Origin of the sequence: Leifsonia sp. TF02-11, from assembly GCF_017565305.1 — a bacterium.
Taxonomy (GTDB): domain Bacteria; phylum Actinomycetota; class Actinomycetes; order Actinomycetales; family Microbacteriaceae; genus Leifsonia.
This window is the reverse complement of sequence record NZ_JAGEKP010000003.1, coordinates 318,727-343,361: the sequence shown is the minus strand read 5'-3', so window position 1 is coordinate 343,361 and position 24,635 is coordinate 318,727. Positions and strand designations below refer to the sequence as shown.

The 24,635-nt window shown below is 69.7% G+C and carries 29 protein-coding genes; 8 read left to right on the top strand and 21 right to left on the bottom strand.

The window, feature by feature from the left end; all coding sequences use genetic code 11:
• Positions 1-8 precede the first annotated feature (8 nt).
• Genes flgN through JNB50_RS03840 form a run of 4 tightly spaced genes read left to right on the top strand, consistent with a single transcriptional unit; the run spans position 9 to position 3,199 of the window.
• Positions 9-503 (top strand): flagellar export chaperone FlgN, encoded by a 495-nt coding sequence (gene flgN / locus JNB50_RS03855; RefSeq protein ID WP_208038769.1) that lies wholly within the window; start codon positions 9-11, stop codon positions 501-503.
• 4 nt (positions 504-507) lie between these two features.
• Positions 508-1,932: a flagellar hook-associated protein FlgK gene (gene flgK, locus JNB50_RS03850; protein ID WP_208038768.1), complete on the top strand. Its 1,425-nt coding sequence runs from the start codon at positions 508-510 to the stop codon at positions 1,930-1,932.
• A 2-nt stretch (positions 1,933-1,934) separates the two neighbouring features.
• Positions 1,935-2,819 (top strand): flagellar hook-associated protein FlgL, encoded by an 885-nt coding sequence (gene flgL, locus JNB50_RS03845; RefSeq protein WP_208038767.1) that lies wholly within the window; start codon positions 1,935-1,937, stop codon positions 2,817-2,819.
• Positions 2,816-3,199, top strand: coding sequence for a flagellar assembly protein FliW (locus JNB50_RS03840; protein WP_208038766.1), 384 nt, complete (start codon positions 2,816-2,818; stop codon positions 3,197-3,199). The genes flgL and JNB50_RS03840 overlap by 4 nt, the downstream gene beginning before the upstream one ends.
• 69 nt (positions 3,200-3,268) lie before the next feature.
• Here the strand turns inward: JNB50_RS03840 and JNB50_RS03835 are convergent, their stop codons facing one another.
• Positions 3,269-4,540, bottom strand: a complete 1,272-nt coding sequence (locus tag JNB50_RS03835) for a serine hydrolase (protein ID WP_208038765.1) — start codon at positions 4,538-4,540, stop codon at positions 3,269-3,271.
• A gap of 171 nt (positions 4,541-4,711) precedes the next feature.
• Between JNB50_RS03835 and JNB50_RS03830 the strand changes: the two genes are divergently transcribed.
• The 3 genes from JNB50_RS03830 to JNB50_RS03820 all read left to right on the top strand — a co-directional run bounded on the left by JNB50_RS03830 (position 4,712) and on the right by JNB50_RS03820 (position 6,387).
• Positions 4,712-5,125, top strand: coding sequence for a DUF4383 domain-containing protein (locus tag JNB50_RS03830; RefSeq protein ID WP_208038764.1), 414 nt, complete (start codon positions 4,712-4,714; stop codon positions 5,123-5,125).
• Between the two features lie 22 nt (positions 5,126-5,147).
• Positions 5,148-5,666 carry a hypothetical protein gene (locus tag JNB50_RS03825; RefSeq protein WP_243767948.1) on the top strand — a complete coding sequence of 173 codons (519 nt, stop codon included), beginning with the start codon at positions 5,148-5,150 and terminating at the stop codon, positions 5,664-5,666.
• Between the two features lie 70 nt (positions 5,667-5,736).
• A complete protein-coding gene (locus JNB50_RS03820; protein WP_208038763.1) occupies positions 5,737-6,387 on the top strand; it encodes a heme oxygenase (biliverdin-producing) in 651 nt (216 codons plus the stop codon).
• Between the two features lie 24 nt (positions 6,388-6,411).
• Here JNB50_RS03820 and JNB50_RS03815 read toward each other — a convergent pair whose 3' ends face one another.
• Positions 6,412-6,765 carry an FHA domain-containing protein gene (locus tag JNB50_RS03815; protein ID WP_208038762.1) on the bottom strand — a complete coding sequence of 118 codons (354 nt, stop codon included), beginning with the start codon at positions 6,763-6,765 and terminating at the stop codon, positions 6,412-6,414.
• 97 nt (positions 6,766-6,862) lie between these two features.
• Positions 6,863-8,167 carry an ATP-dependent RecD-like DNA helicase gene (locus JNB50_RS03810; protein ID WP_208038761.1) on the bottom strand — a complete coding sequence of 435 codons (1,305 nt, stop codon included), beginning with the start codon at positions 8,165-8,167 and terminating at the stop codon, positions 6,863-6,865.
• A 94-nt stretch (positions 8,168-8,261) separates the two neighbouring features.
• On the opposite strand from JNB50_RS03810, the gene JNB50_RS03805 reads away from it, so the two are divergent.
• Positions 8,262-9,299, top strand: a complete 1,038-nt coding sequence (locus JNB50_RS03805; protein WP_208038760.1) for a hypothetical protein — start codon at positions 8,262-8,264, stop codon at positions 9,297-9,299.
• Positions 9,300-9,328: 29 nt separating this feature from the next.
• On the opposite strand, the gene JNB50_RS03800 is transcribed toward JNB50_RS03805, so the two are convergent.
• The 18 genes from JNB50_RS03800 to JNB50_RS03715 all read right to left on the bottom strand — a co-directional run bounded on the left by JNB50_RS03800 (position 9,329) and on the right by JNB50_RS03715 (position 24,619).
• A complete protein-coding gene (locus JNB50_RS03800; RefSeq protein WP_208038759.1) occupies positions 9,329-10,213 on the bottom strand; it encodes an ROK family protein in 885 nt (294 codons plus the stop codon).
• A complete protein-coding gene (locus tag JNB50_RS03795; RefSeq protein ID WP_208038758.1) occupies positions 10,210-10,965 on the bottom strand; it encodes a GntR family transcriptional regulator in 756 nt (251 codons plus the stop codon). Before JNB50_RS03795 ends, JNB50_RS03800 begins: the two co-directional genes overlap by 4 nt.
• Positions 10,962-11,771, bottom strand: a complete 810-nt coding sequence (locus JNB50_RS03790; protein ID WP_208038757.1) for a 6-phosphogluconolactonase — start codon at positions 11,769-11,771, stop codon at positions 10,962-10,964. The genes JNB50_RS03795 and JNB50_RS03790 overlap by 4 nt, the downstream gene beginning before the upstream one ends.
• Positions 11,772-11,773: 2 nt before the next feature.
• Entirely contained in the window at positions 11,774-12,604 is an 831-nt protein-coding gene (locus tag JNB50_RS03785) for a carbohydrate ABC transporter permease (protein WP_208038756.1), read from the bottom strand.
• Positions 12,601-13,569: a sugar ABC transporter permease gene (locus tag JNB50_RS03780; RefSeq protein ID WP_307794589.1), complete on the bottom strand. Its 969-nt coding sequence runs from the start codon at positions 13,567-13,569 to the stop codon at positions 12,601-12,603. Before JNB50_RS03780 ends, JNB50_RS03785 begins: the two co-directional genes overlap by 4 nt.
• A complete protein-coding gene (locus JNB50_RS03775; protein WP_208038755.1) occupies positions 13,566-14,945 on the bottom strand; it encodes an ABC transporter substrate-binding protein in 1,380 nt (459 codons plus the stop codon). Before JNB50_RS03775 ends, JNB50_RS03780 begins: the two co-directional genes overlap by 4 nt.
• 132 nt (positions 14,946-15,077) lie before the next feature.
• Positions 15,078-15,983, bottom strand: a complete 906-nt coding sequence (locus JNB50_RS03770; protein ID WP_208038754.1) for a sugar phosphate isomerase/epimerase — start codon at positions 15,981-15,983, stop codon at positions 15,078-15,080.
• On the bottom strand, positions 15,980-17,113 hold the full coding sequence (locus JNB50_RS03765; protein WP_208038753.1) for a Gfo/Idh/MocA family protein: 1,134 nt from the start codon (positions 17,111-17,113) through the stop codon (positions 15,980-15,982). Before JNB50_RS03765 ends, JNB50_RS03770 begins: the two co-directional genes overlap by 4 nt.
• A 114-nt stretch (positions 17,114-17,227) precedes the next feature.
• Positions 17,228-19,201, bottom strand: coding sequence for a cytochrome c oxidase assembly protein (locus tag JNB50_RS03760; protein ID WP_208038752.1), 1,974 nt, complete (start codon positions 19,199-19,201; stop codon positions 17,228-17,230).
• A 121-nt stretch (positions 19,202-19,322) separates the two neighbouring features.
• Positions 19,323-19,607, bottom strand: coding sequence for an HU family DNA-binding protein (locus JNB50_RS03755; protein ID WP_055922178.1), 285 nt, complete (start codon positions 19,605-19,607; stop codon positions 19,323-19,325).
• Positions 19,608-19,865: 258 nt separating this feature from the next.
• Complete coding sequence (gene rpsN, locus JNB50_RS03750) at positions 19,866-20,171, bottom strand: 30S ribosomal protein S14 (protein ID WP_179604180.1); 306 nt, start codon at positions 20,169-20,171, stop codon at positions 19,866-19,868.
• 3 nt (positions 20,172-20,174) lie between these two features.
• Positions 20,175-20,342, bottom strand: a complete 168-nt coding sequence (gene rpmG / locus JNB50_RS03745) for a 50S ribosomal protein L33 (RefSeq protein ID WP_055922173.1) — start codon at positions 20,340-20,342, stop codon at positions 20,175-20,177.
• Positions 20,342-20,578 (bottom strand): 50S ribosomal protein L28, encoded by a 237-nt coding sequence (gene rpmB, locus JNB50_RS03740; RefSeq protein ID WP_208038751.1) that lies wholly within the window; start codon positions 20,576-20,578, stop codon positions 20,342-20,344. Before rpmB ends, rpmG begins: the two co-directional genes overlap by 1 nt.
• A gap of 270 nt (positions 20,579-20,848) precedes the next feature.
• Positions 20,849-21,589 (bottom strand): NYN domain-containing protein, encoded by a 741-nt coding sequence (locus JNB50_RS03735; RefSeq protein WP_208038750.1) that lies wholly within the window; start codon positions 21,587-21,589, stop codon positions 20,849-20,851.
• A gap of 23 nt (positions 21,590-21,612) precedes the next feature.
• Positions 21,613-21,999 carry a Fur family transcriptional regulator gene (locus JNB50_RS03730; protein WP_208038749.1) on the bottom strand — a complete coding sequence of 129 codons (387 nt, stop codon included), beginning with the start codon at positions 21,997-21,999 and terminating at the stop codon, positions 21,613-21,615.
• A 9-nt stretch (positions 22,000-22,008) separates the two neighbouring features.
• Positions 22,009-22,866 carry a metal ABC transporter permease gene (locus tag JNB50_RS03725; protein WP_208038748.1) on the bottom strand — a complete coding sequence of 286 codons (858 nt, stop codon included), beginning with the start codon at positions 22,864-22,866 and terminating at the stop codon, positions 22,009-22,011.
• The gene (locus JNB50_RS03720) at positions 22,863-23,723 is read right to left on the bottom strand and encodes a metal ABC transporter ATP-binding protein (protein WP_208038747.1); all 861 of its coding nucleotides are present in this window, start codon (positions 23,721-23,723) and stop codon (positions 22,863-22,865) included. Before JNB50_RS03720 ends, JNB50_RS03725 begins: the two co-directional genes overlap by 4 nt.
• On the bottom strand, positions 23,720-24,619 hold the full coding sequence (locus JNB50_RS03715; RefSeq protein WP_208038746.1) for a metal ABC transporter solute-binding protein, Zn/Mn family: 900 nt from the start codon (positions 24,617-24,619) through the stop codon (positions 23,720-23,722). The genes JNB50_RS03720 and JNB50_RS03715 overlap by 4 nt, the downstream gene beginning before the upstream one ends.
• Positions 24,620-24,635: the final 16 nt, after the last annotated feature.

Genomic DNA, 24,635 nt, shown 5'->3' with positions numbered 1-24,635 from the left:
GGAGCGACATGGCCGCGAGCGAACTCTCCGCTCAGCTCTGGAAGGAGCGCGAGCTGCTGGAGCTGCTGCTGTTCAAGCTGGAGGAGGAGCAGCTGCTGCTCATCGCCGGCAAGTCGCGCTGGATCTCGCACGCCACCCGCGAAGTCGAGCAGGTCATGGAGCGCATGCGCGATGCAGCGCTCGCCCGGACGATCGAGGTGTCCGTCGTCGCCGAGCAGTGGGGTCTCAGCCCGGAGGCGACCCTCCGCGAGCTCGCCGCCGGCGCTCCTGACGGCATCTGGTCCGACATCTTCGCGTCGCACCTGACCGCGATGACCGAGCTCACCGGCCAGATCGCCGACGTGCGCGACACCAACGAGCGCCTGCTGCGGGAGGCCGCTCGATCGACCCAGGAGACGCTGAACGGCCTGTCGGGCTCCGGCCCCGACGCCGGCGTCTACGGCGCCGCGGGGGAGAGCCGCACGGGCGACGCCGGCGGACGTCTCTTCGACACGGAGGCGTGAGGCGATGAGCACCTTCAGCGGACTCAACACGGCCTACACCGGCCTGGTCGCGGCCAAGGCCGGCCTGGACGTCGTCGGCCAGAACCTGGTGAACGCCAACACCGCCGGCTACACCCGGCAGCGGGTGTCCACCTCCGGGGTGCCCGCCCTCACCTCCGCCGGTCTCTTCACCGGGGGCGTCCGGCCCGGTCAGGGCGTCAATGTCGACGGCGTGCAGCGGCTCGACGACGCCGCTCTCGACGCCCGGGTGCGCAGCACGACGGCGCTCTCGGGCTACTCCTCAGTGCGCGCGAAGGCGTTGACCTCTCTGGAGGATTCGCTGAACGAGCCGGGCACCAATGGGATCTCCGATCAGCTGCAGAAGTTCTGGTCGGCCTGGAGCGATGTCTCCAACCAGGCGGGCGACCAGGCCCCCGCCGGCGTGCTGCTCGGCCGGGCCGGCAGCCTCGTCACCCAGATCGCCACGGGCTACCGGGCCGTCGACGACCAGTGGACCGCTCTGCGCCAGAACGCCGCGGGGATGGTCGACGACGTCAATCGGGCGGCCTCCGAGGTCGCCGACCTCAACGGCCGCATCCGGCAGGCGGTGGCCTCCGGCGCCTCGGCGAACGAGCTCATGGATCGGCGCGACGTGCTGACGACCCAGCTCGCGAACCTCGCGGGGGGAGTGGTGCGGCCGAACACCGACGGCACCGTGGACGTCCTCGTCGGCGGCAACGCTCTGGTGAGCGGCACGACGGCGAACGCGGTGCAGCTCGCCGGCGCCCAGCGCATGGCCGACGCCGGCGGCAGCCCGGTGCAGCTGGAGTGGGCGCACCGCCCCGGCTCCGCGATCGCGCTCGGGGGCGGCCAGATCGCCGGTGCGATCTCCACTCTCGCTCCCGCCGATGCGACCGGTACCGGCGGCGTGCTCGCCGAAGCCGCAGCCGGCTACAACGCCTTCGCGGCGACCTTGGCCCAGCGGGTCAACGCCGTGCACAGCACCGGATCGACCCCGACCGGTGCGACCGGTCTCGACTTCTTCGCCATCGACGCGTCCAAGCCGGCGGCACTCGGCCTCTCGGTCGTCCCCACCTCCGTCTCGCAGATCGCCACGGGGACGCCGGGGGCCGGGGGCGCGGACGGCAGCATCGCCGACGCGATCTCCAAACTCGGCACGGGCGCCAACGCGGTCGACAAGCAGTGGTCGGCGTTCGTGGTCCGCATCGGGATCGCCAGCAAGACCGAGCAGCAGCAGTCGGATCTCGCCGATCTCGCGACGAGCTCCGCGACCAGCGCGCAGCTCGCCAACTCCTCCGTCGACCTCGACGAGGAGAACATGAGCATGCTCACGTTCCAGCACGCGTACCAGGGCGCCGCCCGGGTGATGACGGCCGTGGACGAGACGCTCGACGTGCTCATCAACCACACCGGACTGGTCGGGAGGTAATCGTGTTCACCCGTGTCACGAACGCAACGCAGACGGCGAACGCCCAGCACAACCTGCAGCTCAGCCTGCAGCGTCAGGCCAAGCTGTACGACCAGGCGACGAGTCAGAAGCAGCTGACCCGGCCCTCCGACGACCCTACGGCGACCGCGAGCGCCCTCACCGTGCGCTCCGGCCAGGCCGCCACGACGCAGTACCAGCGCAATGCCGACAACGGCGACGGCTGGCTGAACACCGCGGACTCGGCGCTCACCGGCGCGGAGGCGCTCATGCGCCGCTTCCGCGATCTCACGGTTCAGGGCGCGAACGACGGCGCCCTGTCGCCCGAGGCCAAGGAGTCGATCGCCACCGAGCTCGAAGGCATCAAGAAGAGCCTCCTCTCGCTGGCGAACACCCCGTACCAGGGTCGAACGGTCTTCGCGGGCAACTCGGACGCCGGCGTCGCCTTCCAGCCCGACTACTCGTTCACCGGGTCGGCGGCCAGTACAGTGGAGCGCAGGATCGGACCCGACGCCACCGTGCGGGTCGACGCCGACGGCGCCGCCGCATTCGGCACCGGCGCTTCGTCGGTGTTCGCCCTGATCGACAACACCGTCAGCGACCTGCGCTCGGGGGTGAACGTGGGGCCGAGGCTTGCGGAGATCGACGACAGGATGAAGGCGATCGTGGGAGAGCACGCGGAGATCGGCGGACGCCAGACCCGCCTGGACAAGGCGAAGGACGCCCTCGCGTCCGGCGCGATCTCGCTGGAGTCGCAGCGTGCGAGCCTCGAGGACGTCGATCTGAGCAAGGTCCTCCTCGATCTCAAGACGCAGGACGTCAACTATCAGACGGCCATCGCCGTGACCGCACGCGTGCTCCAGCCGACGCTGATGGACTTCCTGCGATGAGCGCCGTCCGGTTCGTCGTCCCTCCGCCCGGCCTGGAGCCGCTCGCCGCTTTCGAGCTCACCGCCGTCGCCGGCGCGGACGGCCTCTACTCGCTGTCGTCCGTCGAGCGCCCTGAGGTGCGCCTCTTCACGATCGACGCGGAGGTGCACCTTCCCGGTTACTCGCCAGAGCTCCCGGACGACCGCGCTGCGGAACTCGGGATCGGCGCGCCGGAGGAGGCCATGCTGCTGGTCGTGGTGACGCCGTCGCGCGAGGGCAGCACCGTGAACCTGCTCGCCCCGATCGTGGTCAACCGGGCGGACGGCGCGGCTGTCCAGCTCGTGCTCGACGACGACGCCCTGCCCGTGCGCGCAGAGCTCGCGGCCCTCGCCGGCGCCTGAGCTCCGAGCGAGACGACGGATTCTCCGCCCACTCGGCGCTCGTCCGCGTAGTTCGCGCCGCCTCGGCTGCTACTTGGCCGGGGGAGTGGGGCAGGGTGCGGCCGCCTTCATCGCCGCCACGGCCTGATCCTCCGACCAGGGGAGTGCGGCCACCGCTTTCGCACCCTTCGTGACGGCGGGAACCTTCGACACGATCGAGGCGAGCCGCTGCGCCAGGGCCTGTGCGAAGCCCGCTCCCGGCGTCGAGTTGTTGACCGCCGCGACGATGGTGAGTCCGGACGACGGGTCGGCGTACATCGCCGTCAGGTAGCCGGGGACGGCAGCAGCCCCGCCGCGCAACGGCCCGACGACCTGTACACCCAGGCCGTACCCGAGCCAGGAGGAGCCGGCCCCGACCGTCGTGTGCTGGGCGTCCGCCGACCGGCTGCTGATCAGCGAGCCGCCCGCCAGCGCCTGCGCGAAGGCTTTGAGGTCGGGCACGTTCGACACGACGCCCGCCGCAGTCCAGCCCATGGACGGCGACAGTGCAGTGACGTCGCGCACCTGATCGCACTGCGGCGCACCAGCGGCGTCGAGCGCTGCGGCGTACCCGGCCGGATGCTCTCCCGGCACGTCGAGGACGCCGTTGTCCGGGAGGGCTGTCGACGACATGCCCAGCCGCGAGAACACGCGGCTGGAGTAGAGCTGCTGCCAGTTGCTCTCCGTGGCGTTCTGCAGCGCCATCCCCACCAGGACGGCGTTGGTCTGCGACGGGGCGTAGTGCGCTCCCGGGGTTCCGGTGCGGGCGGTGGCGATCCCGTCGCTCGCCAGCTCGAGCGGCGGCCAGTACCGGGTCGGGTTCGCGAGGAACTCGCCGTGCAGCTGCGTGGCGTAGTCGCCGATTCCCGACGTGTTCTGACAGAGCTCGCGCAGCGTCACGCCGCCGACTCCGACCAGCCCGGGCAGCCACTTCGACACGGGGTCGTCGAGCTGCACGGTTCCTTCGTCGACGAGTTGGAGGAGCACGGTGCAGGTCATCGGCGTGGTGAGCTGGCCGATCCGGAACGTCATCGACGATGTGACCGGTGTCGAACCGCCGCGGGTGGTCGTGCCGATCGCCGCCGACCAGCTGCCGGCCCACGGCGCCCAGACCCCGACCATGCTCGCCGATCCCCCGGACTGGCCGATGGCGTCCGTCACCGCCGCCCTGAGACGTGCGGTCACGTCGGAGGGGAACCCGCCCGACTGCTGAGGGGGGAAGCCGGCATCGGCCGTGGAGGAGGCGCATCCGGCGAGCGCCACAGCCAGCACCGCGGCCGACGCTCCGAGAACCACCCGGAGGAGGCGGGAACGTCGCTGCATCGCATCCCCCGATGTTCGTGACCGGGCCCCCCGCGGGCCTCGTGCAGCGATTGTAGCCCGCGCGGGGGCCAGGTCGACGAGGCCCGCCCGTGTCCAATCCGATCCGCCGACCGCACCGAATTCCCCCCGAGGCGCGCAGGCCGCGCGCCGTCTTCCAAGGAGGAACGACACATGCGCACATCACCGAATCGCCTGGTCGCGACCGTCTTCGGCGCGGTCTATCTGCTGGTCGGCCTGCTCGGCTTCGCCTTCACCGGCGGCGTCGGCTTCGTGGCGACCCAGGGCGGCTTGATCCTCGGCATCTTCGAGGTCAACCCGCTGCACAACGTCGCCCACCTGCTGATCGGGGCCGCGTTGCTCATCGCCGGCCTCACCAGAGCAGCAGCGGCGAAGGCCGTCAACATCACCGTCGGCGCCGTCTATCTGCTGCTCGGTATCGTCGGCTTCTTCCTGGTCGGAACGGGGGCGAACATCCTCGCCTTGAACACTCCCGACCACTTCCTCCACCTGGTGAGCGCGATCGTGCTCCTCGGTGTCGGTCTCGGCGCCGAGCGGACCGTGCGCGCCACGTCGGCGACCGTCTGACCGACAGGCCACGGCACTTCCCATGAGCAGGATGTCGGGGTCCGTCCCTGTCGCTCCGGCGACCAGGGCCTTCCTCGCCGTGGCCGCGCTGGGGGCCGGGCTGCTGCACGCGGCCCTGGCCCCCGGCGCACCTCTTCCGCTGCTCCTGATCCTGGTCGGGATCGGGGCGGCAGAGCTGGGCTGGGCCGTCGCCGCGTTGGCCAGGGATCGGCCTCCACTGTTCGCGGTCGTCCCCGCGCTGGCGCTCGTGCCGCTCGGGGTGTGGGCCGCTCTCGCGGTCGTGGGCGCGACGGCGTCGTCTGGCAGGGTGCTGGCGCTCCCGCTCGTGCCGATGGGCGCCGCCTCGATCCTGGATCTCGCGGTCGCGGCGACAACGGCCGTCGTGCTGCGGCGCGGCGCGCCGGTGCGCCGAACGGGCGGCGCCCTCCGGTTCGTCGGCGTGCTCGCCGTGAGCGCGTGCGCGGTCTGCGCCCTGACCATCCCCGCACTCGGCGCGACCGACGCGGGCGTCGCAGCCATCACCGTGCACCATCACCACTGACGCGCCGGGTTGACGTCACAGCCCGGCGCACGCCAGACTTAGGTAAGCCTTACCTGACCTGGAGACCATCGTGGCCGAACTGATCCCCTTCTCACAGGCGCTCCGCGAGCGCACCCGCACCGTGCACGAGCAGAGCGAAGGCGCGACGTTCATGCAAGACCTGATGAGCGGCAAGGGCAGCCGCGAGGACTACATCCACCTCCTCACCCAGCACTGGTACATCTACGACGCTCTCGAGGAGGCCGCCGGGTGGCTGGCCGACGACCCCGTGGCCACGCTCTTCATCAGCCCGAAGCTGACCCGCCTCCCCGCGATCGAGGCCGACCTCGAGTTCCTCATCGGCGCCGACTGGCGCGACCGGGTGACGGCGCTTCCGAGCACCCTGCGCTACACCGCTCGCATCCGCGAGGTCGGCAGCACCTGGCCGGGAGGCTTCGTCGCGCACCACTACACGCGGTACCTGGGCGACCTGTCCGGCGGTCAGATCATCCGCACTCTGCTCCAGCGGCAGTACGGCTTCGAGACCAACGGCGTCGGCTTCTACCTGTTCAACGACATCGCCAAGCCCAAGGTCTTCAAGGACGTCTACCGGGCGCAGCTCGACGCCGTCGACTGGACGGAGGAGGAGCGCGACCGCGTGATCGCCGAGGTGGCGTTGGCGTTCCGCTTCAACACGGAGCTGTTCGACGACCTCGCGGCATCGAAGGCCGCGGCCGCCTGATCCGCGGCGCGCTCCGGCATCGGGTCAGCGCCGGCTCAGGGCGAAGGACGCGTTCCCGAAACGCACGATCGATCCGGGATCGACCTCGTGCCGGGTGTTGGGGTCGCAGGCGAAGGTGCCCTCGCCGGGGTAGCTGATCGTGGTGCCGTTGGCCGACCCGAGATCCATCACCCAGAACACGCCGTCGTATTGGCCGAAGGCGAGGTGGGCGCGCGAGACCGACTTGGCGTCGTCCGGCACCGTCACCAGCTCGATGTGGGCGGGGTCGTCGAATTCGGTGCCTGGAGTGTGCGTCGCCGGATTGCGCCCGATGACGCCGTTGCCCGACGTCTCGACGTGCTGACCGTCGCTCAGATCCAGCGCGAACATGACCGCCATCCGCTTCTCCCTCCAGCCGGCGCCCCGAAGCGCCCCGCCCAGCATGCCACGACCCGCCTGTGAACCCTAGAGCGTCGAGGCGGCGAAGTCTGCGGCCTCAGTCCGACCCCACCGCCACGCGCACCGGCCGGGCGTCGCGCATGAACCGCTCGACGTCCGGGTCGACCGTGATGTCGCTCGGACGCAGCGGACGCGTCAGGTACAGCCCGTCGAGGCTGGTGATGCGGCTGAGGGCCACATAGGTCTGGCCGGAGGTGAACGCGCGCGAGCCGAGGTCGACGATCGCCGCGTCGTAGGTCTTGCCCTGCGACTTGTGGATGGTGACCGCCCAGGCGAGCCGCAGCGGGAACTGCGTGAACTCGGCCACGACGTCCTTGGTCAGCTTCTTGGTCTCGGCGGAGTAGCTGTAGCGGTACTTCTCCCAGCTGGCCGGCTCGACCTCGTGGACCTCGCCGTCGACCTCCACGTACACGTTGGAATCGATGCGCGTGACCGTGCCGATGGTGCCGTTGACCCAGCGCGGGCCGTCGCCCTGCCCGACGTCGTTGCGCAGGAACATCACCTGCGCGCCGACTTTCAGCTCGAGCACCTCGTCTGCCGGGTAGTTCCTCCCGCCGAAGTCTCCGCTCACCTCGGCCTTCGCCGTCAGCGGCCGGCCGGGCAACCGTTCGAGGGCCTGCGCGTTGATGCGGTTCACGGTGTCATTGCGCGTCGCCAGTGTGATCGTGCCGTCATCGGGCGCCGGCCGCGCACCCACCGTGTTGAGCCGGTCGGCGATCTCCTTGGTCACCTGACCGTGGCGCACGGCGTTGAGCATGTAACGGAAGTCGGACTCGTGCTGCCGGTGGACCTGCAGCAGCTCGACGATGTGGAGGTCGGCCTCACGCCACACCTTGGCGTCGAAGAACCACATCGAGCGGTAGGTGTCGCTGAAGTACGCCCGCTCCTCGTGGTCGCCGGGCACCGGGGCCAGCTGGTACGGGTCGCCGAACAGCACCACCTGCACACCGCCGAACGGCTCCTTCGGCCGCTGCCTGGCCTGCCGGAGGCTGCGGTCGACGGCGTCCATCAAGTCGGCGTTCACCATCGAGACCTCGTCGATGACGAGCGTGTCGATGCTGTTCAGGAGCTTGCGGAGTTCACTGGTCTGTTCGATGTCGTGGTCGGCGATGACGCCGATCGGCAGCTTGAACAACGAGTGGATGGTCTGCCCGCCGACATTGAGCGCGGCCACTCCCGTCGGGGCCGCGATCACGATCGACTTCTCGGTGTTCCACGAGAGGTGGTTGAGGAGCGTCGACTTGCCGGTGCCGGCCCTGCCGGTGACGAAGACGTGGTCGCGGGTGTGCTCGATCAGCTCGAACACCGCGCGCTGCTCGGGCGAGAGCGAGAGTCCGGCCATCGGCGTTCCCTTCCCTCCACGCGACCTGCCGAACTACTCTAACGCGGGCCGCCGCGGCGGGGACGGTTATTCACACGCCCCTAGGATGGCGTCTATGGGAGGGGTCGACAGGCGTCGTGTCGTGCTGCCGGTGCTGCTGTGGTCCGGCCTCGGCGTGCTTCTCGTCGCCGCCTTCCTGGCGGCCCTCGGTGCGGTGCAGCGCGCGTACTACAGCCCGGAGGGCTTCGTCTCGGCGTACCTGTCGTCTCTGGCCTCCCACGACCTCCCTGCGGCTCTTTCGATGCCGGGTGCGGCGCCCACGAAGGCGGCGCTGTCCCACGCGGGGCTTCCCGCCGGCGCCTCCGTCGAACTGCTGCGGTCCGACCTGCTGCCCGCCGTCTCCGGCGTCCGCATCGACCCGGCCTCGGGCTCCGGCGATCGGCGCACGGTGACCGCCCGCCTGCTGGCCGACGGCCGGCCCGTCACCACGACGTTCGAGGTACGTCAGACCGGCGCGATCCTCGGCTTCCTCCCGACGTGGGAATTCGCGACGACGCCGGTCGGCGTCGCGCACATCACCGTCGCGCACGCTCAGACCTTCACCGTCGGCGGTCACACGGTGAGTCCGCGCGCGGCGGACCCGAGCCAGCCCGCATCGTCGTTCAGCGTCTCCGCCGACTACCTGGTGCCTGCGCCCGCGGTGTACACGCTCGACCACACGTCGAAGTACCTCCGCGCCGACTCCGTGCGGGTGCAGGCCACCGGCGGCCGCGTCGTCGACGTCACCGTCGATGCGCAACCCGACGCCGCCTTCACCGCCGCGGTGCAGAAGGAGCTGAACGGCTTCCTCGACGAGTGCGCGAAGCAGCAGGTGCTCCAGCCCGCCGGCTGTCCCTTCGGAGTCGTCATCGACGACCGCGTGCAGGGCGTGCCGACCTGGAAGATGGTGCAGTATCCGGAGGTCCACCTGGTGCCAGGCGCGACCTCCTGGACCATGTCGCAGGCCGTCGGCATCGTCCACCTGTCGGTGACGGTGCAGTCGATCTTCGACGGCACCGTCGAGCATCGCGAGTCGGACGAGAAGTTCGGGGTCTCGCTGACCAGCGTGGTCATCCGGCCCGACGGGTCGCTCGACATCGTGGTGGGGGAGTAGCGGACACTCGGTGCACCGGCGCCGGGAGGTCAGCCCGCCGCGCTGAACGCGAGCGCCGCAGCGCCGAGCAGGCCGGCGCGGTGGCCGAGTGCGGCGGGCAGCAGTGGCGGATGCGACGGACGGCGGCCGGCCCCGGCGTAGGCGCGCTCCAGCGCGGCGGTCAACGGCGTTCCTGCCGTACCGAGTCCGCCGCCCAGTACGATCGCGGCGGGATCCAGCACGGCGACGAGCTGGGCGCACGCGCGACCGAGCGCGGTGCCCGCGCTGGCCAGCACTCCGGCAGCCACGTCGTCGCCCGCTCGCGCGGCGGCCGCGAGTGCGCGGCCGTCCAGCTCACGCCCGGTCAGTTCTCGGTAGCGGCGCTCGATTCCCGTGCCCGACGCGTAGGCCTCCAGGTTCGTGCCCTCGTCCGGCGACGGCCACTCGCCGAGGGCGATCGCCTCGCCTCGGGCGCCCGGCCACGGCCTGCCCTGCACCACCACCGTCGACGACAGTCCTGTGCCGAGCGAGATGTACACGAAGGAGTCGAACGACGCACCGGCCCCGAAGCGCAGCTCTCCCCACGCCCCGAGACGCACGTCGGACTCGATGCGGACGACCGGATGGGCGGCGCCGGCGGCACGAAGCGCCTCGGTCAGCACCTGCTCCGGCTGATGCGACCAAGTCAGCACCTCGTGGGAGGTCAGTCGGCCGCGGGCGTCGACGTACTCGGGGAATCCGGCACCCGCGATCTCCGGAGCCGCGTCCCAGTCCGACAGAGCGGCGCGGACGCCCTCCACCACCGTGTCGATGTCGTCGATGTCGTCGCCGTCGACGCGGGTCGCGAACTCGCGTTCGGCCAGCACCTCTCCGTCGTCGCCCACCAGACCGACGAGGGTCTTGGTACCGCCGACGTCGATCGCGAGGGCGCTCACGCCCCGGTCTCCGGCGTCGCGGGCCGGAACAGAGTCGCCTGAAAACGATAGGTCTCCGCACGGTAGATGGTGCGCCCGAGCAGCACGGGAGACCCCGCCGCGTCGTAAGCGACCTCCTCGCCGATCAGCACCGGGTCTCCCGGATCGATCCGGAGCAGTCGCGCCGTCCCGGTGTCCGCGGCGGCGGCCTGCACCGAGTAGTCGCTGCGCACGATGCGGACACCGCTGACCCGCTCGAGCGTCTCGTACAGCGAGGCGTTCTCCAGCGGCGCGTCCTCCAGTCCGCCGGCGCGGCCGAGCGCGATGACAGAGACGTCGATGCAGGCGGGAACGCCGTCGAGCAGCCGCAGCCGGTGCAGTTCGAGCACGGGCGCGTCCGCGGCGACGGCGAGCACGGCGGCTTCGTCATCGGTCGCAGGGCGGCGCTCCTCCTGCTGGATCTGCGTCGTGGGGGTGATGCCGCGAGCCCGCGCCATCTCGGTGAAGCTGGTCAGCTCCACTCGCTCGGCCATGCGCTCCCCACGCACGAACCAGCCGCGCCACGGCGAGCTCTCGAGAATCCCATCACGCTCGAGCACGGCGAGCGCATCGCGGAGGGAGACCCGGCTCACGCCGACCTGCGCGGCGAGGTCGCGCTCGCCCGGCAGCTTCTGGTGCGGTGTGAACACGCCGTCCGAGATGAGGGCGGCGATCGCGTCGCGCGCCTTCGTCACGGCGGGACCGAGCCGCGTTCCCCCCTGCGTATCGGTCATCGGCTCTCGACACCCGCCGGTTCGCCCGCCGCTGCCTCGTCGATGTACAGGCCCACGCCGGGGATCGTCCGGTACACCGTCGCCGGCCACGACGGGTCGTACCCCTCGCCCTCGGTGAGCCGGCGCACGGCCTCGCGCTTGTCGGCGCCGACCGCGATCATGGCGCCGCGCTTGGTCACGCGGCGGATGGTGCCGATGCCGACGGTCACGCCGTGGGTCGGGACCTCATCGAGGCCCGCGAAGTCCGGGAACGTCGCGAGGTTGTCACGTCGGGTCTGCTCCGCCAGCTCGACGACGCGGGTGTCGGAATCGATCTCCGATCCGGGCGGGTTGAACGCGACGTGGCCGTCGCCCGCCCCGCTCGCGAGCAGGAAGAAGTCGATGCCACCGAGTTCGTCGAGCTGCGTCTCGTAGGCGGCTGGGTCGGCCGGGTCCGGCAGCAGCACGGCGGAGTCGGGGATGCGGTGCTCTGCGGGCAGGCCGCGGTTCAGCACCTGCTGGATCTCCGCCTTGGCGAAGCGCACGCACGAGTTGTGGGCGTCCTCCGGCACGTGCGCCCAACCTTCCGGTGTCGCCATGACGTAATCATCCATCATGGCGATCACGAGGCCGGAGATATCGGTGCCGCGACGCGCGAACTCGTCGGCGAGCGCCTCGTACGTGCTCACGGGGGTGCGGCCACCGGGGCAGCCGAGCACGAACGTGCCCCGCTCGGCGATGGCGGCCTCGATGCTGTCGGCGAGCTCGGCCGCGAGGACGCGGCCCAACGACTCCCGGTCGGCGAAGATGATGGGTCGGACGGTCATGGCTATTCCTTTACTGCTCCTGCGGCGATTCCCGCGATGAACCGGCGCTGCAGGATCGCGTACACGACGATGATCGGCAGCGCCACGATCACGGCGGCGGCCGCGGTGACGGAGGGGTCGAAGTTGCGGGTGTTCCCGGCGAAGAACGACAGCGCGAGCGGGGCGGTCTGCACGGCCGGGTTCTGGGCGACGAGCACGAGCGGCATCAGGAACTCGTTCCAGGTGAACAGGAAGAGCAGTGTCGCCAGTGTTCCGACGGCGGGCCAGGAGATCGGCAGGTGCACGCGCCACAGCGTCGCCCAGCGGCTCGCGCCGTCCATCTTGGCGGCGTCGAGCAGCGCGACGGGCACGTTCGCGTACGCGGTGCGCATCCAGAAGATGCCGAGCGACACCGACGTCGCGATCTGCGGCAGGATGAGCGCCCAGTAGGTGTTGAGCAGGTGCATCCCGTCGAGCAGGTAGTACAGCGGCACGATCAGGCCCTCGTACGGCATGACCAGCCCGATCAGCAGGAAGCCCGCGAGCAGGGTCTTGCCCCAGAAGCGCATGGTCGCGAACGCGTAGCCGGCGAGCACCGAGAGGATGACGGCGCCGACCACGACGCCCGCCGCGACGATCGCGGACGAGATGAGCGCCTGGCCGAAGCCGCCGTCGGTCCACGCGGTGACGAAGTTGTCGAAGGTGACCGCCGTCGGCAGCGTGAACCCGGTGACCCGCTCCGACTTCGGCGTGACCGCCAGCAGCAGGATGGACAGGAACGGGTAGAGCGCGACGATGGCGCCGACCACCAGGACGGCGTGGCCGAGCGCGCGCTCGGAGCGAGGCTGCCTCATGCGGCCTTCCCCTTCCGCACCCGCGTCGCGACGGCATCCCGGTCGCGGATGAGCCACATGAGCAGCCCGATGACCACGAGGATGAACACCGTCATCAGCACGGCGATGGCGGAGGCACGGCCGACCTGATGCACGGTGAAGGCCTCCTGGTAGATGTAGTACGACGGCACGCTCGTCGACGTGCCGGGGCCGCCGGAGGTGGTGTTCCAGACGATGTCGAAGTTGCGGAGCGCCGCCGTCACCATGAGCACGAGGGCGACGCGGATCTCCCCGCGCAGCGCGGGCAGCGTGACGGTGAAGAACTCGCGGACGAACCCGGCGCCGTCCAGGCGCACGGCCTCGTAGAGCTCCTGCTGGATGTTCTGCAGTCCGCTCACGAACAGCACGAACGCGAGCCCGAACATCACCCAGGTTCCGATGAAGCCGACGGCGGGCAGGGCGGTGCTGAAGTCGCCCAGCCATGCCCGGGCGAGGTCGCCGAGACCGATGAGGTGCAGGAAGCCGTTGAGCGGCCCGTCCAGCGCGTAGATCCAGCGCCAGGCGATCGCCACGACGACCGTGGAGAGGATGTACGGCACGAACAGCACGGCACGGAAGAAGGCGAGACCCCGCACGCGGATGCGCGAGATGATCGCGACGAACAGCAGGGCCAGCGCGGTCGGGATCAGCGCGTAGAAGACGATGAAGATCAGCGAGTGGCCGACGGCCTCCCAGATCTTCGGGTCCTGGAGGACGCTGACGAAGTTCGCGCCGCCCACCCACGTGGAAGGCGTGATGCCGTCCCAGTCGAACAGCGCGATCCAGATGGACTCGAGGACCGGGCGGACGAGGAAGACGACGTAGAAGACGAGCGCGGGCAGCAGATAGAGGTAGGCCGCCCAGTCGTAGCGGGTGCGCAGCCGCCCCCTCCGGCCGGGCCGCAGCGCGGTCCGGCCGGGGGAGACGGCTGAGTCGAGAGCGGTCACTTCGCCTGGAACTCCTTCCAGTTCTTCTGCACCGCGGCCAGCATGTCGGCCGGCGTCTGCTTGCCCGCCATCACCTGCTGCAGGTCGGCCGTGAACAGGTCGAACATGGTGGGCGTCGCCCAGTCGTAGTAGTAGAGGGCGCCGTTGTTCGCGAGCTGCTTCTTCGAGGCGTCGATGAGCTGCGTGAACATCGGGTCGTCGGCGGTCACTCCGGAGAGCTGGATGGGCACGCGGTTGACCGCGGCGAGGTAGTGCCCGCTGTCTGCGCCGTTGATCAGGCCGACGAAGGCGATCGCGGCCAGGGTCTTGGTCGACTTGCTGCTGATGTGCCACGGCATGCCGAACGAACCGTTCGACGCGGCCGTGTTGCCGGCTCCCGAGGGGGCAGGGATGAAGCCGAACGTCGAACCGTCGGTGATCGTGCCGGCCATCCAGTTGCCGCCGAGGTAGAAGACGCCGGAGCCCTTCGCGAACGCCGCGGCCGCGTCGTCCGGGCTGGTTCCGTCGTAGCCGGCCGAGATCGTGCCGTCCTGCGCCCACGACGACCACAGCTGCAGCGCCTTCGCATTCTCGGGGGTGTCGAAGTCGGCGCCGGATTTGCCGGTGATCCAGCCGACCGTGTCCTTCGCGGGCGCAAGGGCACCCTGAACGACGGAGAACGCCTGCATGGCCGAACCTTTGTCGGAGTTGCCGAGCACGATCGGGGTCTCGCCCGCCGCCTTCGCCGCGGCCAGGGCGCTGGTCAGCTCGTCGAGGGTCGTCGGGGCTCCGAGCCCGAGTTTCTGCAGCTTGGCCTTGTTGTAGAACAGTCCGACCATCTGGTTGTCGGGCGACATGCCGTAGACACTGCCGGAGCCGAAGGTCTTTCCGTCGTTCGACCACTCGAGCTGGCTGATCGCGGCGCCCGCCGCCTTCTCGTAGTCATAGGCCTTCACGACGTCGTCGAGCGGGCGGATGAGGTGCGCCTTCACGAGTGCGCCGTCGGTCGCCCAGCCCTGGTTGCCCTGGGTCACATCGGGCGCGCTGTCGGAGTTCATGGCGTTCAACACCGTCGCGGTGAGGTCGTTGAAGCTCTTGAACTGGATCTTGACGGTGACGTTCGGGAACTGCTTCTCGTACGCCGGGACGATGGACTTCATCAGGTCCTGCTCGCCCTGGTCGGCCCACACGTTGAGCGTGACCTTGCCGAGCGCCTTCACCTGCGCAGGCGTGACCGGGGCGGTGATGGTGTCGGACACCGTCGTGCTCTGGCTGGTGCTGCCGCCGGGGGCGGAGCAGCCGGCGAGGGTGACAGCGGTCGCGGCGATCGCAGCGCCGGCGGCGAGGAGGGTTCGGGTACGCCGCGGGCGGCGTCGTTCGCGGGTGAAAGACAACATCGTCAGTCCTCTCAGGTGGTTCGGGATCAGGGTGGTTCGGGATGGTGCGGGTGATCGGGATGGTGCGGTGATGCGGGTAGGGGGTTTGGGTACTGGTCGGGGCCGAGCCGGGAAGCCCGGGTGTCCGCGACGTCAGCCGACGACGCGGGAGGCGAGCCAATCGGCGTTGCGCTTCTGCGCGGCGCGGACGGACGGGAAGTCGCCGGGCTGCAACGGAGCCCGGTCCTGCTCGACCACGTACCAGCCGTCGTAGCCCGACCGCCGGCACTCGGCGAGGAACGCCTCCAACTCGATGTCGCCATCGCCGAGCGGTGTGCAGAGCTGCGCCCACCACTCGTCGAAGTCGGCGCGGCCGCTGCGCACGGCCTGTTCGAACACCGCGAGGCGGACGTCCTTCACGTGGATGTGGTCGATGCGCTCGTACCAGCGGCGGAAGTCGCCCACCGCGTCGCCGCCCCCGAGCACGACGTGCGCGACGTCGAAGGTGAGGGAGACGTCGGTCGTGTCGAGAAGTCGCTGGATCTCGTCCGGCTGCTCGACGTAGGTCGCGATGTGCGGGTGGAACGACGCACGCAGCCCGCGGTCCTCCGCCTCGGCTCGTGCGGCCTCCACGACCTCGACCAGGCGCCTCCAGCCGTCGTCGTCGAGTCCGAGCTCCGCACGGTGACGCGGGTTGGCGAGGAGCGTCTCGTCCCCCTCGTCGGCGAGGATGACGCGCCCGCCGCCCAGCGCCTCCAGCTCGGCGAAGGTCTGCCGCATACGGTCGAGGTCGCGCTCGAGCACAGCTCCGGTGTCCTGGGTGTGCAGCGGCACATAGGCCCCGACCGCGGCGAGCCCCGGCACGGTGAACGCCTCGACCGTCTGCCGCACGTCCCCGAAGAAGCCGGGAGGCCCCAGCTCGCTTCCCCGGAAGCCGTCGGCGGCCATCGTGCGCAGCAGCTCGGCCGGTGTCGCCGCGCCGTCGACCGTCAGAGTGCCGAACACCCCGTACGAGACGGGCGCGTTGGCGATGCGGGCGTCGTGCGGCGCGGTCGTCATCGCGCCGTCTCCACGGTCAGCGACACCCCGAGCGATGCGGCGATCGCGGCGGCGAGCGACTGCACCTGGCGCACGTCCTCCTTGGCGCCGGCGAGAGTGGAGAGCACGGGCTCGCCGTCCTGCACCGACCGGCGGAAGGCGTCGAGCTGCCGCAGGAAGCCGGTCTCGTCGGTGTCGGAGACGAGCGTGTCCTTGCGCTGCGAGCCGGCGTGGCTCTGGACGCGCAGCGAGCTGCGGGCCTCGAGCAGGTACGGCCGGGCGAGGTGGAATGCAATGCGTCCGTTCGAGGCGAGCACGGCGAGCTCCTCCTCGTACTCCGGGTACTCGGGCAGCCAGTTCCAGCTGAGCACGTAGCGCGCGTCGCCGACCGCCGCCTCCGCGAGCAGGCACGCGGGCTCCGGCCCGTCCAGGCGCGGGAACACCGTGGCGGTCCACGACTCCGGCAGCGCGAGGCCGAGCCCGCGCAGCAGGCTGAACTCGTGGATGACGGAGCCGTTCAGCACGCCGGCGTAGTAGCGCAGCAGCTCCGGGCCGGCCTCCGCGCCGAGCGCCTCGACCGCACGATCGGCTTCGTACGCCTCGGCCGCCGCGATCTCTGCCGGGTCGGCGTCGCGCGGCGGCGGCGTCATCCGCAGGTGCGCGACCTGCGGCTCGTCCGCCGGGTGCGAGACCGTGATCCGCACCAGCCGGGTGTCGTTCAGTGCCGCGATCTCCGCCGCCGCCGCCGCGGTCAGCGGGTCGTACATCTTCATGTAGCCGACCTGCACGGTCATCCCGTGCTCGGCGGCGGCCCGCTCCAGCTCGTCGATCTCGCGGACGGTCAGCGCGACCGGCTTCTCGACGAGCACGTGCTTGCCAGCGCGGATCGCCGCGAGGGCGAGCCGGGCGTGGGATCCGGGGGTGGCGATGAGCACCGCGTCGACGTCGGTCGCGGCGAAGACCTCGGCGGGGTCGCTGCTGGAGCGCACGCCGTGCGCCGCCGCGACCTCAGCCGCCCTCGTCGGCGACAGGTCGCACACGCACACGAGTTCGAGGCCTGCGCGGCGGATGCTCGGCAGGTGGACGGACTGGGAGATCGTGCCTGCGCCGATGACGGCGATGCGGAGCTGCCCGGGGGTGGCGGCGGCCATGACGTTCCTTTCGGTACGAGGGACGCCTGAGTCCCTCGTTATCAGAATGTCACAACAATACCAGCTAGTCCAGTCCAGTCAGACCAGTGTGGTCTGAGAATGCTCCCCGGCTCGTTAGCGCTGCGCCGTACCGTCGCGCGCCGCGAGGCGCGCGAGCTGCTCGTTGTAGGCGTTCAACTCGGCCTCGCCGGTGCGATCGGCATTGCGATCGCGCCGCTTCGTCTCGCGCTCGTCGCTGCGGCTCCACTGGATCGCCACCACGATCGCCAGGATCACTGTCGGGATCTCCCCGATGCTCCACGCGATGCCGCCGCCGGTCTCCTGGTCGACGAGCGGCGTCGCGCCCCAGGTGCGTCCCATCGCCCCGAACCAGTCGGCGAGCAACAGGCCGTGCATCTGCATGATCGACAGTCCGAAGAACGCGTGGAACGCCATCGTCCCCAGCAACAGCAACAGGCGGAACGGATACGGCAGGCGGTACTTCACGGGATCGATGCCGATCAGCGACTGCACGAAGAGGTACCCCGTGATCAGGAAGTGGACGACCATCCACTCGTGCCCGATGTGGTCGGTCGTCGCCCAGCGGATCAGCGGCGTGTAGTAGAACGCCCACAGCGACCCGGCGAACAGGACCGCCGCCACGAGCGGGTGCGAGATGACCGCGGCGAATCGCGAGTGCACGGCGAGGAGGATCCACTCACGGCCGCCGCGCGAGCCGTCCTGCCGCTTGCGGATCGCGCGCGCGGCGAGCGTCACCGGGGCGCCGGGCACGAGCAGCAGCGGCACAGCCATCGTCAGCACCATGTGCGCCGACATGTGCGCCGAGAAGAGGTACTTCTCGTAGACGTTGACGCCGCCGTTGGTGATGTAGAAGAGCAGGACGATGCCGAGCGTCCACAGGATGGTGCGGTAGATCGGCCACGCGTCGCCGCGCCGCCGCAGCCTCCACACGCCCGCCAGGTAGAAGAAGAGCGCGAAGGCGCAGCCCAGCACCCAGAGCAGATCGAAGTTCCAGCTCGTGAAGAGCCGGCCCCAGGTCAGTTCGGGGGGCAGCTTGTCACCGGTGAGGATCTCCGCGGGCGTCGGTACGGGCGCCCGCGTCTGCGGCACCGGCGTGACCGTGCGGGCGAGCGCTGCCGCCACCCCCGAGGCGATGCCCATGAACGCGAGCTCGGCCGTGACGATCCACCAGAACGTGCGTCGCTCGCCGAGCCGCTTGAGGCGGTCGATGAGGACCCGGCGCTGCATCAGCCCGAACAGCCCGAGCACAACGAGGACGGCGACCTTGACGAGCACGAGGATGCCGTAGGGGGTCGCCAGTTCGGCCAGCGTCCCGACGCGCAGCTCCGCGTTGACGTAGCCGGAGGTCGCGACCACGATGAAACTGATCAGGGCGATGCTGGAGTATCGCTCGAGCACGGTCACCAGCCGGCCGCCGCCGAGGGTGTTCTTGACGACGATGAGCGTCACCAGCCCGCCCAGCCAGATCGCCGCGAAGAGAACGTGCAGACCGAACGACGTGACGGCCGCGTCGTGGCCGGCGGCCTCCGAGCTGTGCCCCTGCTGCGCCATCGGGATGACGGAGGCCATGGCGAGCACGGCCACGAACGCGATGGCGGTCTGGTTGCGCACGGCGAAACAGAGGACGGTGACCGCGGCGGCGATGAGGGTGATGCCCAGCCACGCCTGGCCCAGCGACACGCTCGTCACGAACGAGCTCAGCCCATTGGTGAACGTCTCGTCGAGCGACCACGGCACGTTCGACACGCTCACGAACGTGAAGAGACCGGTGACGGCGGCGGCCACCGTCATGACGGCCGCGCACGCTGCGGCGAAGTCGAGCGCCAACCCGTACTCGCGCTTGTCGGAGCTGAAGGCGAAGCAGGCGAGGACGAGCGCGCCGACCGACCCGGAGAGGCTGAGGTTGACGATCAGCGTCGAGATCGGAAGACCCCAGCGCACCAGCGCGCCCGGGTCGAGGAGCAGAGGCGCGGCGGCGCCTCCGCCGAACGCGAGGGCCGCCACGACGGAGACGAGAGCGGCGGCCAGCAGGGCGGCAGGACCGATCACGCGGAGAAGTCGGGGCACCCGTCAAGCCTACGTCTCCGGCGCTGAACGCCTGCCCACAGGGATGGGCGCCTCCCGCGGACACAGAACGGGGGCGGCGCCGCAGTCGCGACGCCGCCCCCGTAGAGCCTGTGCAGGCTGGTTACTTGACGGCAGCCTTGAGCTTCGAGCCCGCGGTCAGCTTGACGCGGTGGCCGGCCGGGATCGAGATCTCCTCGCCGGTCTGCGGGTTGCGGCCGGTGCGAGCGGCGGTCTCGGTGCGCTCGGCGGCGAGCCAGCCGGGGATGGTGACCTTGCCGCCACCCTTGACGGTGTCGCTGATCGTGGCGAAGAACGCGTCGACGACGCTCGAGACGGTGGCCTGGCTCTGACCCGACGCAGCGGCGACGGCAGCGACGAGCTCGGTCTTGTTCAGGTTGTCAGCCATTGAGTGTCCTCCTCGGACCTTGTGCTGTTAATTCAGCTATCTTGTGGAACGGTTGAGGCCACGGGGGCCGTTACGTTTGGTCGGTCGACCGCCTCGAATGTATCAGAATCGCCCGGAAACACGCGGATTCTCGCGGATTTTCGACGGGTTCGCACGGCGTGTCCAGCCTGAAGGTGCGGCTGGACACGACGAAGGGGCGCCCGGCGGATGCCGGACGCCCCTCCACAGGGTGTCGCTCGTGCTTCGTCGTGCGAAGACTTACCAGCTCGACTTGGTGATACCGGGCAGCTCGCCACGGTGCGCCATGTCGCGGAAGCGAACGCGCGAGATGCCGAACTTGCTGAGGTTTCCGCGCGGACGGCCGTCGACGGCGTCGCGGTTGCGGACGCGGATCGGCGAAGCGTCGCGGGGGAGCTTCTGCAGGCCGACGCGGGCGGCCTCGCGGGACTCGTCGGTGCCGTTCGGGTCGACGAGAGCCTTCTTGAGCTCGGCGCGCTTGGCGGCGTAGCGCTCGACGATGACCTTGCGCTGCTCGTTCTTGGCGATCTTGGACGTCTTGGCCATGGTTTAGCGCTCCTCTCGGAAGTCGACGTGCTTGCGCACGATGGGGTCGTACTTCTTGAGCACGAGACGGTCGGGGTCGTTGCGACGGTTCTTCTTGGTCACGTAGGTGTAACCGGTGCCCGCCGTCGAACGGAGCTTGATGATCGGACGGATGTCCTGCTGCTTCGCCATTAGATCTTCTCCCCACGGGCCAGGAGGTCCTTGACCACGGACTCGATGCCACGGGCATCGATGACCTTGATGCCCTTGGCGCTCAGGGTCAGGGTGACGTTACGACGAAGAGACGGAACGTAGTACGTCTTCTTCTGGATGTTCGGGTCGAACCGACGCTTGTTGCGACGGTGCGAGTGCGAGATCGAGTGACCGAAGCCGGGAACGGCTCCAGTCACCTGGCACACTGCTGCCATTGCTTTCTTCTCCAATACCGTGATGCCGGACGGCATCACCCAAGGTCACTTGTCGGCGCACGACTTCCCGGGTTTTCGAGTCGGGGTTTCGTACACGGCTAACGGAGTGGGAGGAGCCCACTCAGCCAAACATCCATGATACGGCACGGGAGGGCATGCGGCCAAATCGTGGCGGCAGCCTGCGCGGCCTTGGTAGGCCAAGTCAATGTGGCATATACTAGATATGCCAACCCGCTCCTCCACGTGAGGGCGGGTCTTTTTTTGGCCGCGTCACCAGCCGACCGGGCGTCGCAGCGTCCCTACGCGCTCAGGCAGTTGGCTCGCGCGATAGTCGGCCGCTGTGAGCCGCCGCCACCAGTGCCGGCCGACACCATCGTCGGGGCGGCCCTTGAGGGCTCCCGCAGTCGGGTTTGTGGAGGGATTCACCGTGCCGACGTGCACGTGCCGTCGCACCATCTGCAGGGGAAGCTCCAGGTCGGAGTCGTTGGTGACCACTATTGCCGCGTCCACGGCGCCCGTCAGAACATCGAACAGCAGGTGAGAGGCGACATTGACATCAGAGCCCTTCTCTTCCCGTTTCTGAACGGTCGCCATCACACCGCTCGATCCGCCCGCTTCTCGAGGAGGCACCCTCCGAAGGGGAAGCCGGACGTCCCACTCCTCATCGGTGTGACGATACGGCGTCGGTCGGAACGCTCCTCGTGTCTCGTTGACCAGCGGCTCCTCCTTCGCCCACGAGACGTAGCGCCCTTCGGCAATGACATCCACCGAGCCCGATGTTCGCAGCGCCTCCAGATATGCTGCCTGATCCACGCGACCGCTGGCGTTCTCCGCCGGGTCAACGCGTGCCGTGCAGTAGACCAGGCGCGAGATCGATGAGCCCTGCCATCCAGCTAGAGGCGACACGAGCGCCCTCAGGTCGAGCCAGCGCCATCCCGGTGTTCCTCTGCCGCAATGCTTCCGCGCGCCGTAGTAGACGTTGAATCCGTCGATGTAGACCCCGATACGCATCCATCGAGTCTAATGTTCACATTTCAGTGCTTAGCAGAACACGTCGCGCACAGCCCGAACACGTCGACGACGTGCTGCGCCTGCGTGAATCCGTGCGATGCGGCGGCGGCGCGCGCCCACTGCTCCACCTCGTCCGCCTCGATCTCGACGGTCAGGCCGCAGTTGCGGCAGATCAGGTGGTGGTGATGCCCCGTCGTGCAGGCACGGTAGAGGCTCTCGCCCTCCGGCGACTGCAGCGAATCGGCATCCCCCTCCGCTGCCAGGTCGGCCAGCGCCCGGTACACGGTCGCGAGGCCGATCGGCGAGCCCGTCTCGTGCAGGTTCAGGTGGAGCGCCTGCGCGCTGATGAAGCCCTCCGTCGAGGTCAGGGCCTCGCGGACGGCCTCCCGCTGCCAGGTGTTGCGCTTCACGGTCTCAGGCTAGCCTGCCTGGCTCACCGCCCGCCGAGAGCCGCGGGCGCCGATCAGTCGGCACACCACGTAGATGAGGAACGAGATCGTGGTCACGTAGGGGCTGATCGGCAGCGAGCTGCCCAGGGCCAGCAGGATGCCGCCGACCACCGAGACCAGGGCGAAGCCGACGCTCAACAGCGGCACGGCGAGCGGCGACGACGAGATCCGCATCGCGGCGGCGGCGGGGGTCACGAGCAGCGAGAGCACGAGCAGCGCCCCGACGATCTGCACCGAGACGGCGACCGCCAGCCCGAGCAGCACCATGAACGCCAGGGACACGAACCGCGTCGGCACGCCGCGCGAAGCGGCGACATCGGCGTCGAGACTGTCGAACATGAGTGGGCGCCACATCAGCAGCAACGCGATCAGGACGATCGCCCCGATGACCAGCAGCGAGCCCAGCTGCGGGTCGTCCACCGAGACGATCTGACCGGTGAGCAGCCCGAACTTGTTGGCGCTGCGACCCGGATAGAGCGCGAGCGCGAGGATGCCGAGGCCCAACCCGAACGGCATCAGCACGGCGATGATCGAGTTGCGGTCGCGGGCCTTCGCGCCGAGCAACCCGATCAGGACGGCCGCGATGAGCGAGCCGACGAGCGAACCGGCCACCACGTTCGCCCCGAACAGCAGTGCGATCGCGGCTCCCGCGAACGACAGCTCGCTGATGCCGTGCACCGCGAACGCCATGTCGCGCTGCATGACGAAGACGCCGATGAGACCACCGACGACGCCGAGCACGGCGCCGGCGAAGATCGAGTTGCGCACGAGCGACAGCAGCTCGCCGTAGTCGGTGAAGTTGAAGAGCTGGGACCAGAGATCGTTCATGCCGTCGGCTCCGGGTGGGGCGCGCGCGCGTGCTCGTGATGCTGGTGGGTCTCGGAGTCGGGGATGCCGACCACGACGATCCGCCCTCTGCTGCGGATGACGTCGACCGGGGTGCCGTACAGATCGGTGAGGACCTCGCTGCGCAGCACCTCGTCCGGTGTGCCGGTGCGGAATCGGCCGCCCGCGAGATAGAGCACGCGGTCCACCATCCCGAGCACCGGGTTGACGTCGTGGGTCACGAAGACGACGGCGCTCCCGTGCTCGCGCCTGCGGCGGTCGATCAGCTCGCTGACGCCGCGCTGGTGCTGAAGGTCGAGCGACAGCAACGGCTCGTCGCAGAGCAGGAGCGTCGGGTCTCCGGCGAGCGCCTGCGCCACCCGGAGCCGCTGCTGCTCACCGCCGGACAGCGATCCCACCGGGGTGTCGGCGTAGCGCTGCGCCCCGACGGAGTCGATCAGCCGATCGACCTGCGCCCGGTCGGCGCGGTTCGGGATCGGCAGCCCCCAGCGGTGACCGTTGACGCCCAGGGCGACGAGATCGCGGGCGCGCATCGGCGTTCCCGCGGGGATGAGCTTCTGCTGCGGGATGTAGCCGATGCGGCGGTCGCCGCGGCGGACGGGATGGCCGTCCAGCTCGATGGAGCCGGAGTCGAGCTGCTGCTGCCCGAGGATCGCCTTGAGGAGACTGGTCTTGCCCGAGCCGTTCGGGCCGAGCACCGCGACGAACTCGCCCGCGTGCACGTCGAGGTCGAGGCCGCTCCACAGGGTGCGGTCGCCGAAGCCGAGCGCGGCGGAGCGCAGGCTGAGGACGGTCTCACGGTTCTCCGGCGCCGCCACCCGCTCGAGCGGTTCGCTCACTGGGCGAGCGCCGACTCCACGGCGTCGAGGTTCGCGTTCATCCAGCCAATGTAGTCCTTGCCCTTCGGCAGGGTCTCGGTGACGGGCACCACAGGGATGCCCGCCTGCTTGGCCGCCGCGAGCACACGCTCGGTCTCCGGTCCGGAGGTCTGCTCGTTGTAGGCGAGCAGCTTCACCTGGTGACCGCTGAGCAGCGCGAGGGTCTCTTGCAGCACGAGCGGCGAGACGTCGGTGCCCCCTTCGATCGCTGCGCTGAACTTCTCCGGCGTCTTGTTGACGAGCCCGATGGCGTCGAGCAGGTACAGCGGAACCGGCTCGGTGATCGCGGCGCCTTCGCCGGCGTACTTCGTCTTGAGCTCGGCCTCCCGGTTCTGCAGGGCGGCGAGCTTGCCGGAGAAGGCGTCCGCGTTCTTGGTGAACGTGGCCTTCTGCGACGGGTCGGCCTTCACGAGCGCGTCGGTCAGGGCGGTGGTGAACTTCTCGATGGTCGGGAAGTCGTACCAGACGTGCTCGTTGAGCTCGCCGTTGTCGGCCTTCTTGCCCGAGATGTCGACGACGTTCAGCACGGTCGCCTTCGTGTTCTTGGAGCCGGAGCGGAGGGTGCCCATGAAGTCGTCGTAGCCGCCGCCGTTCTCGATCAGGATGTCGGCCTTCGACACCGCGAGCTGGCTCTGCGCGCTCGCCTCGAACGAGTGCGGGTCTTGCGCGGGGTCGGACATCAGCGAGGTGACCTCGACGGCATTGCCGGCGATGGTGGAGGCGATGTCGCCGTACACGTTCGTGCTGGCGACGACGCGGATCTTGCCGTCGCCGGCCGAGGAGCCGGCGGAACATCCGGTGAGCGCGAGTGCGGTCAGTGCGGTGAGGGCGATGGCGAAGACGGAACGCTTCTGCATGGGGGCCTGTCTAGTT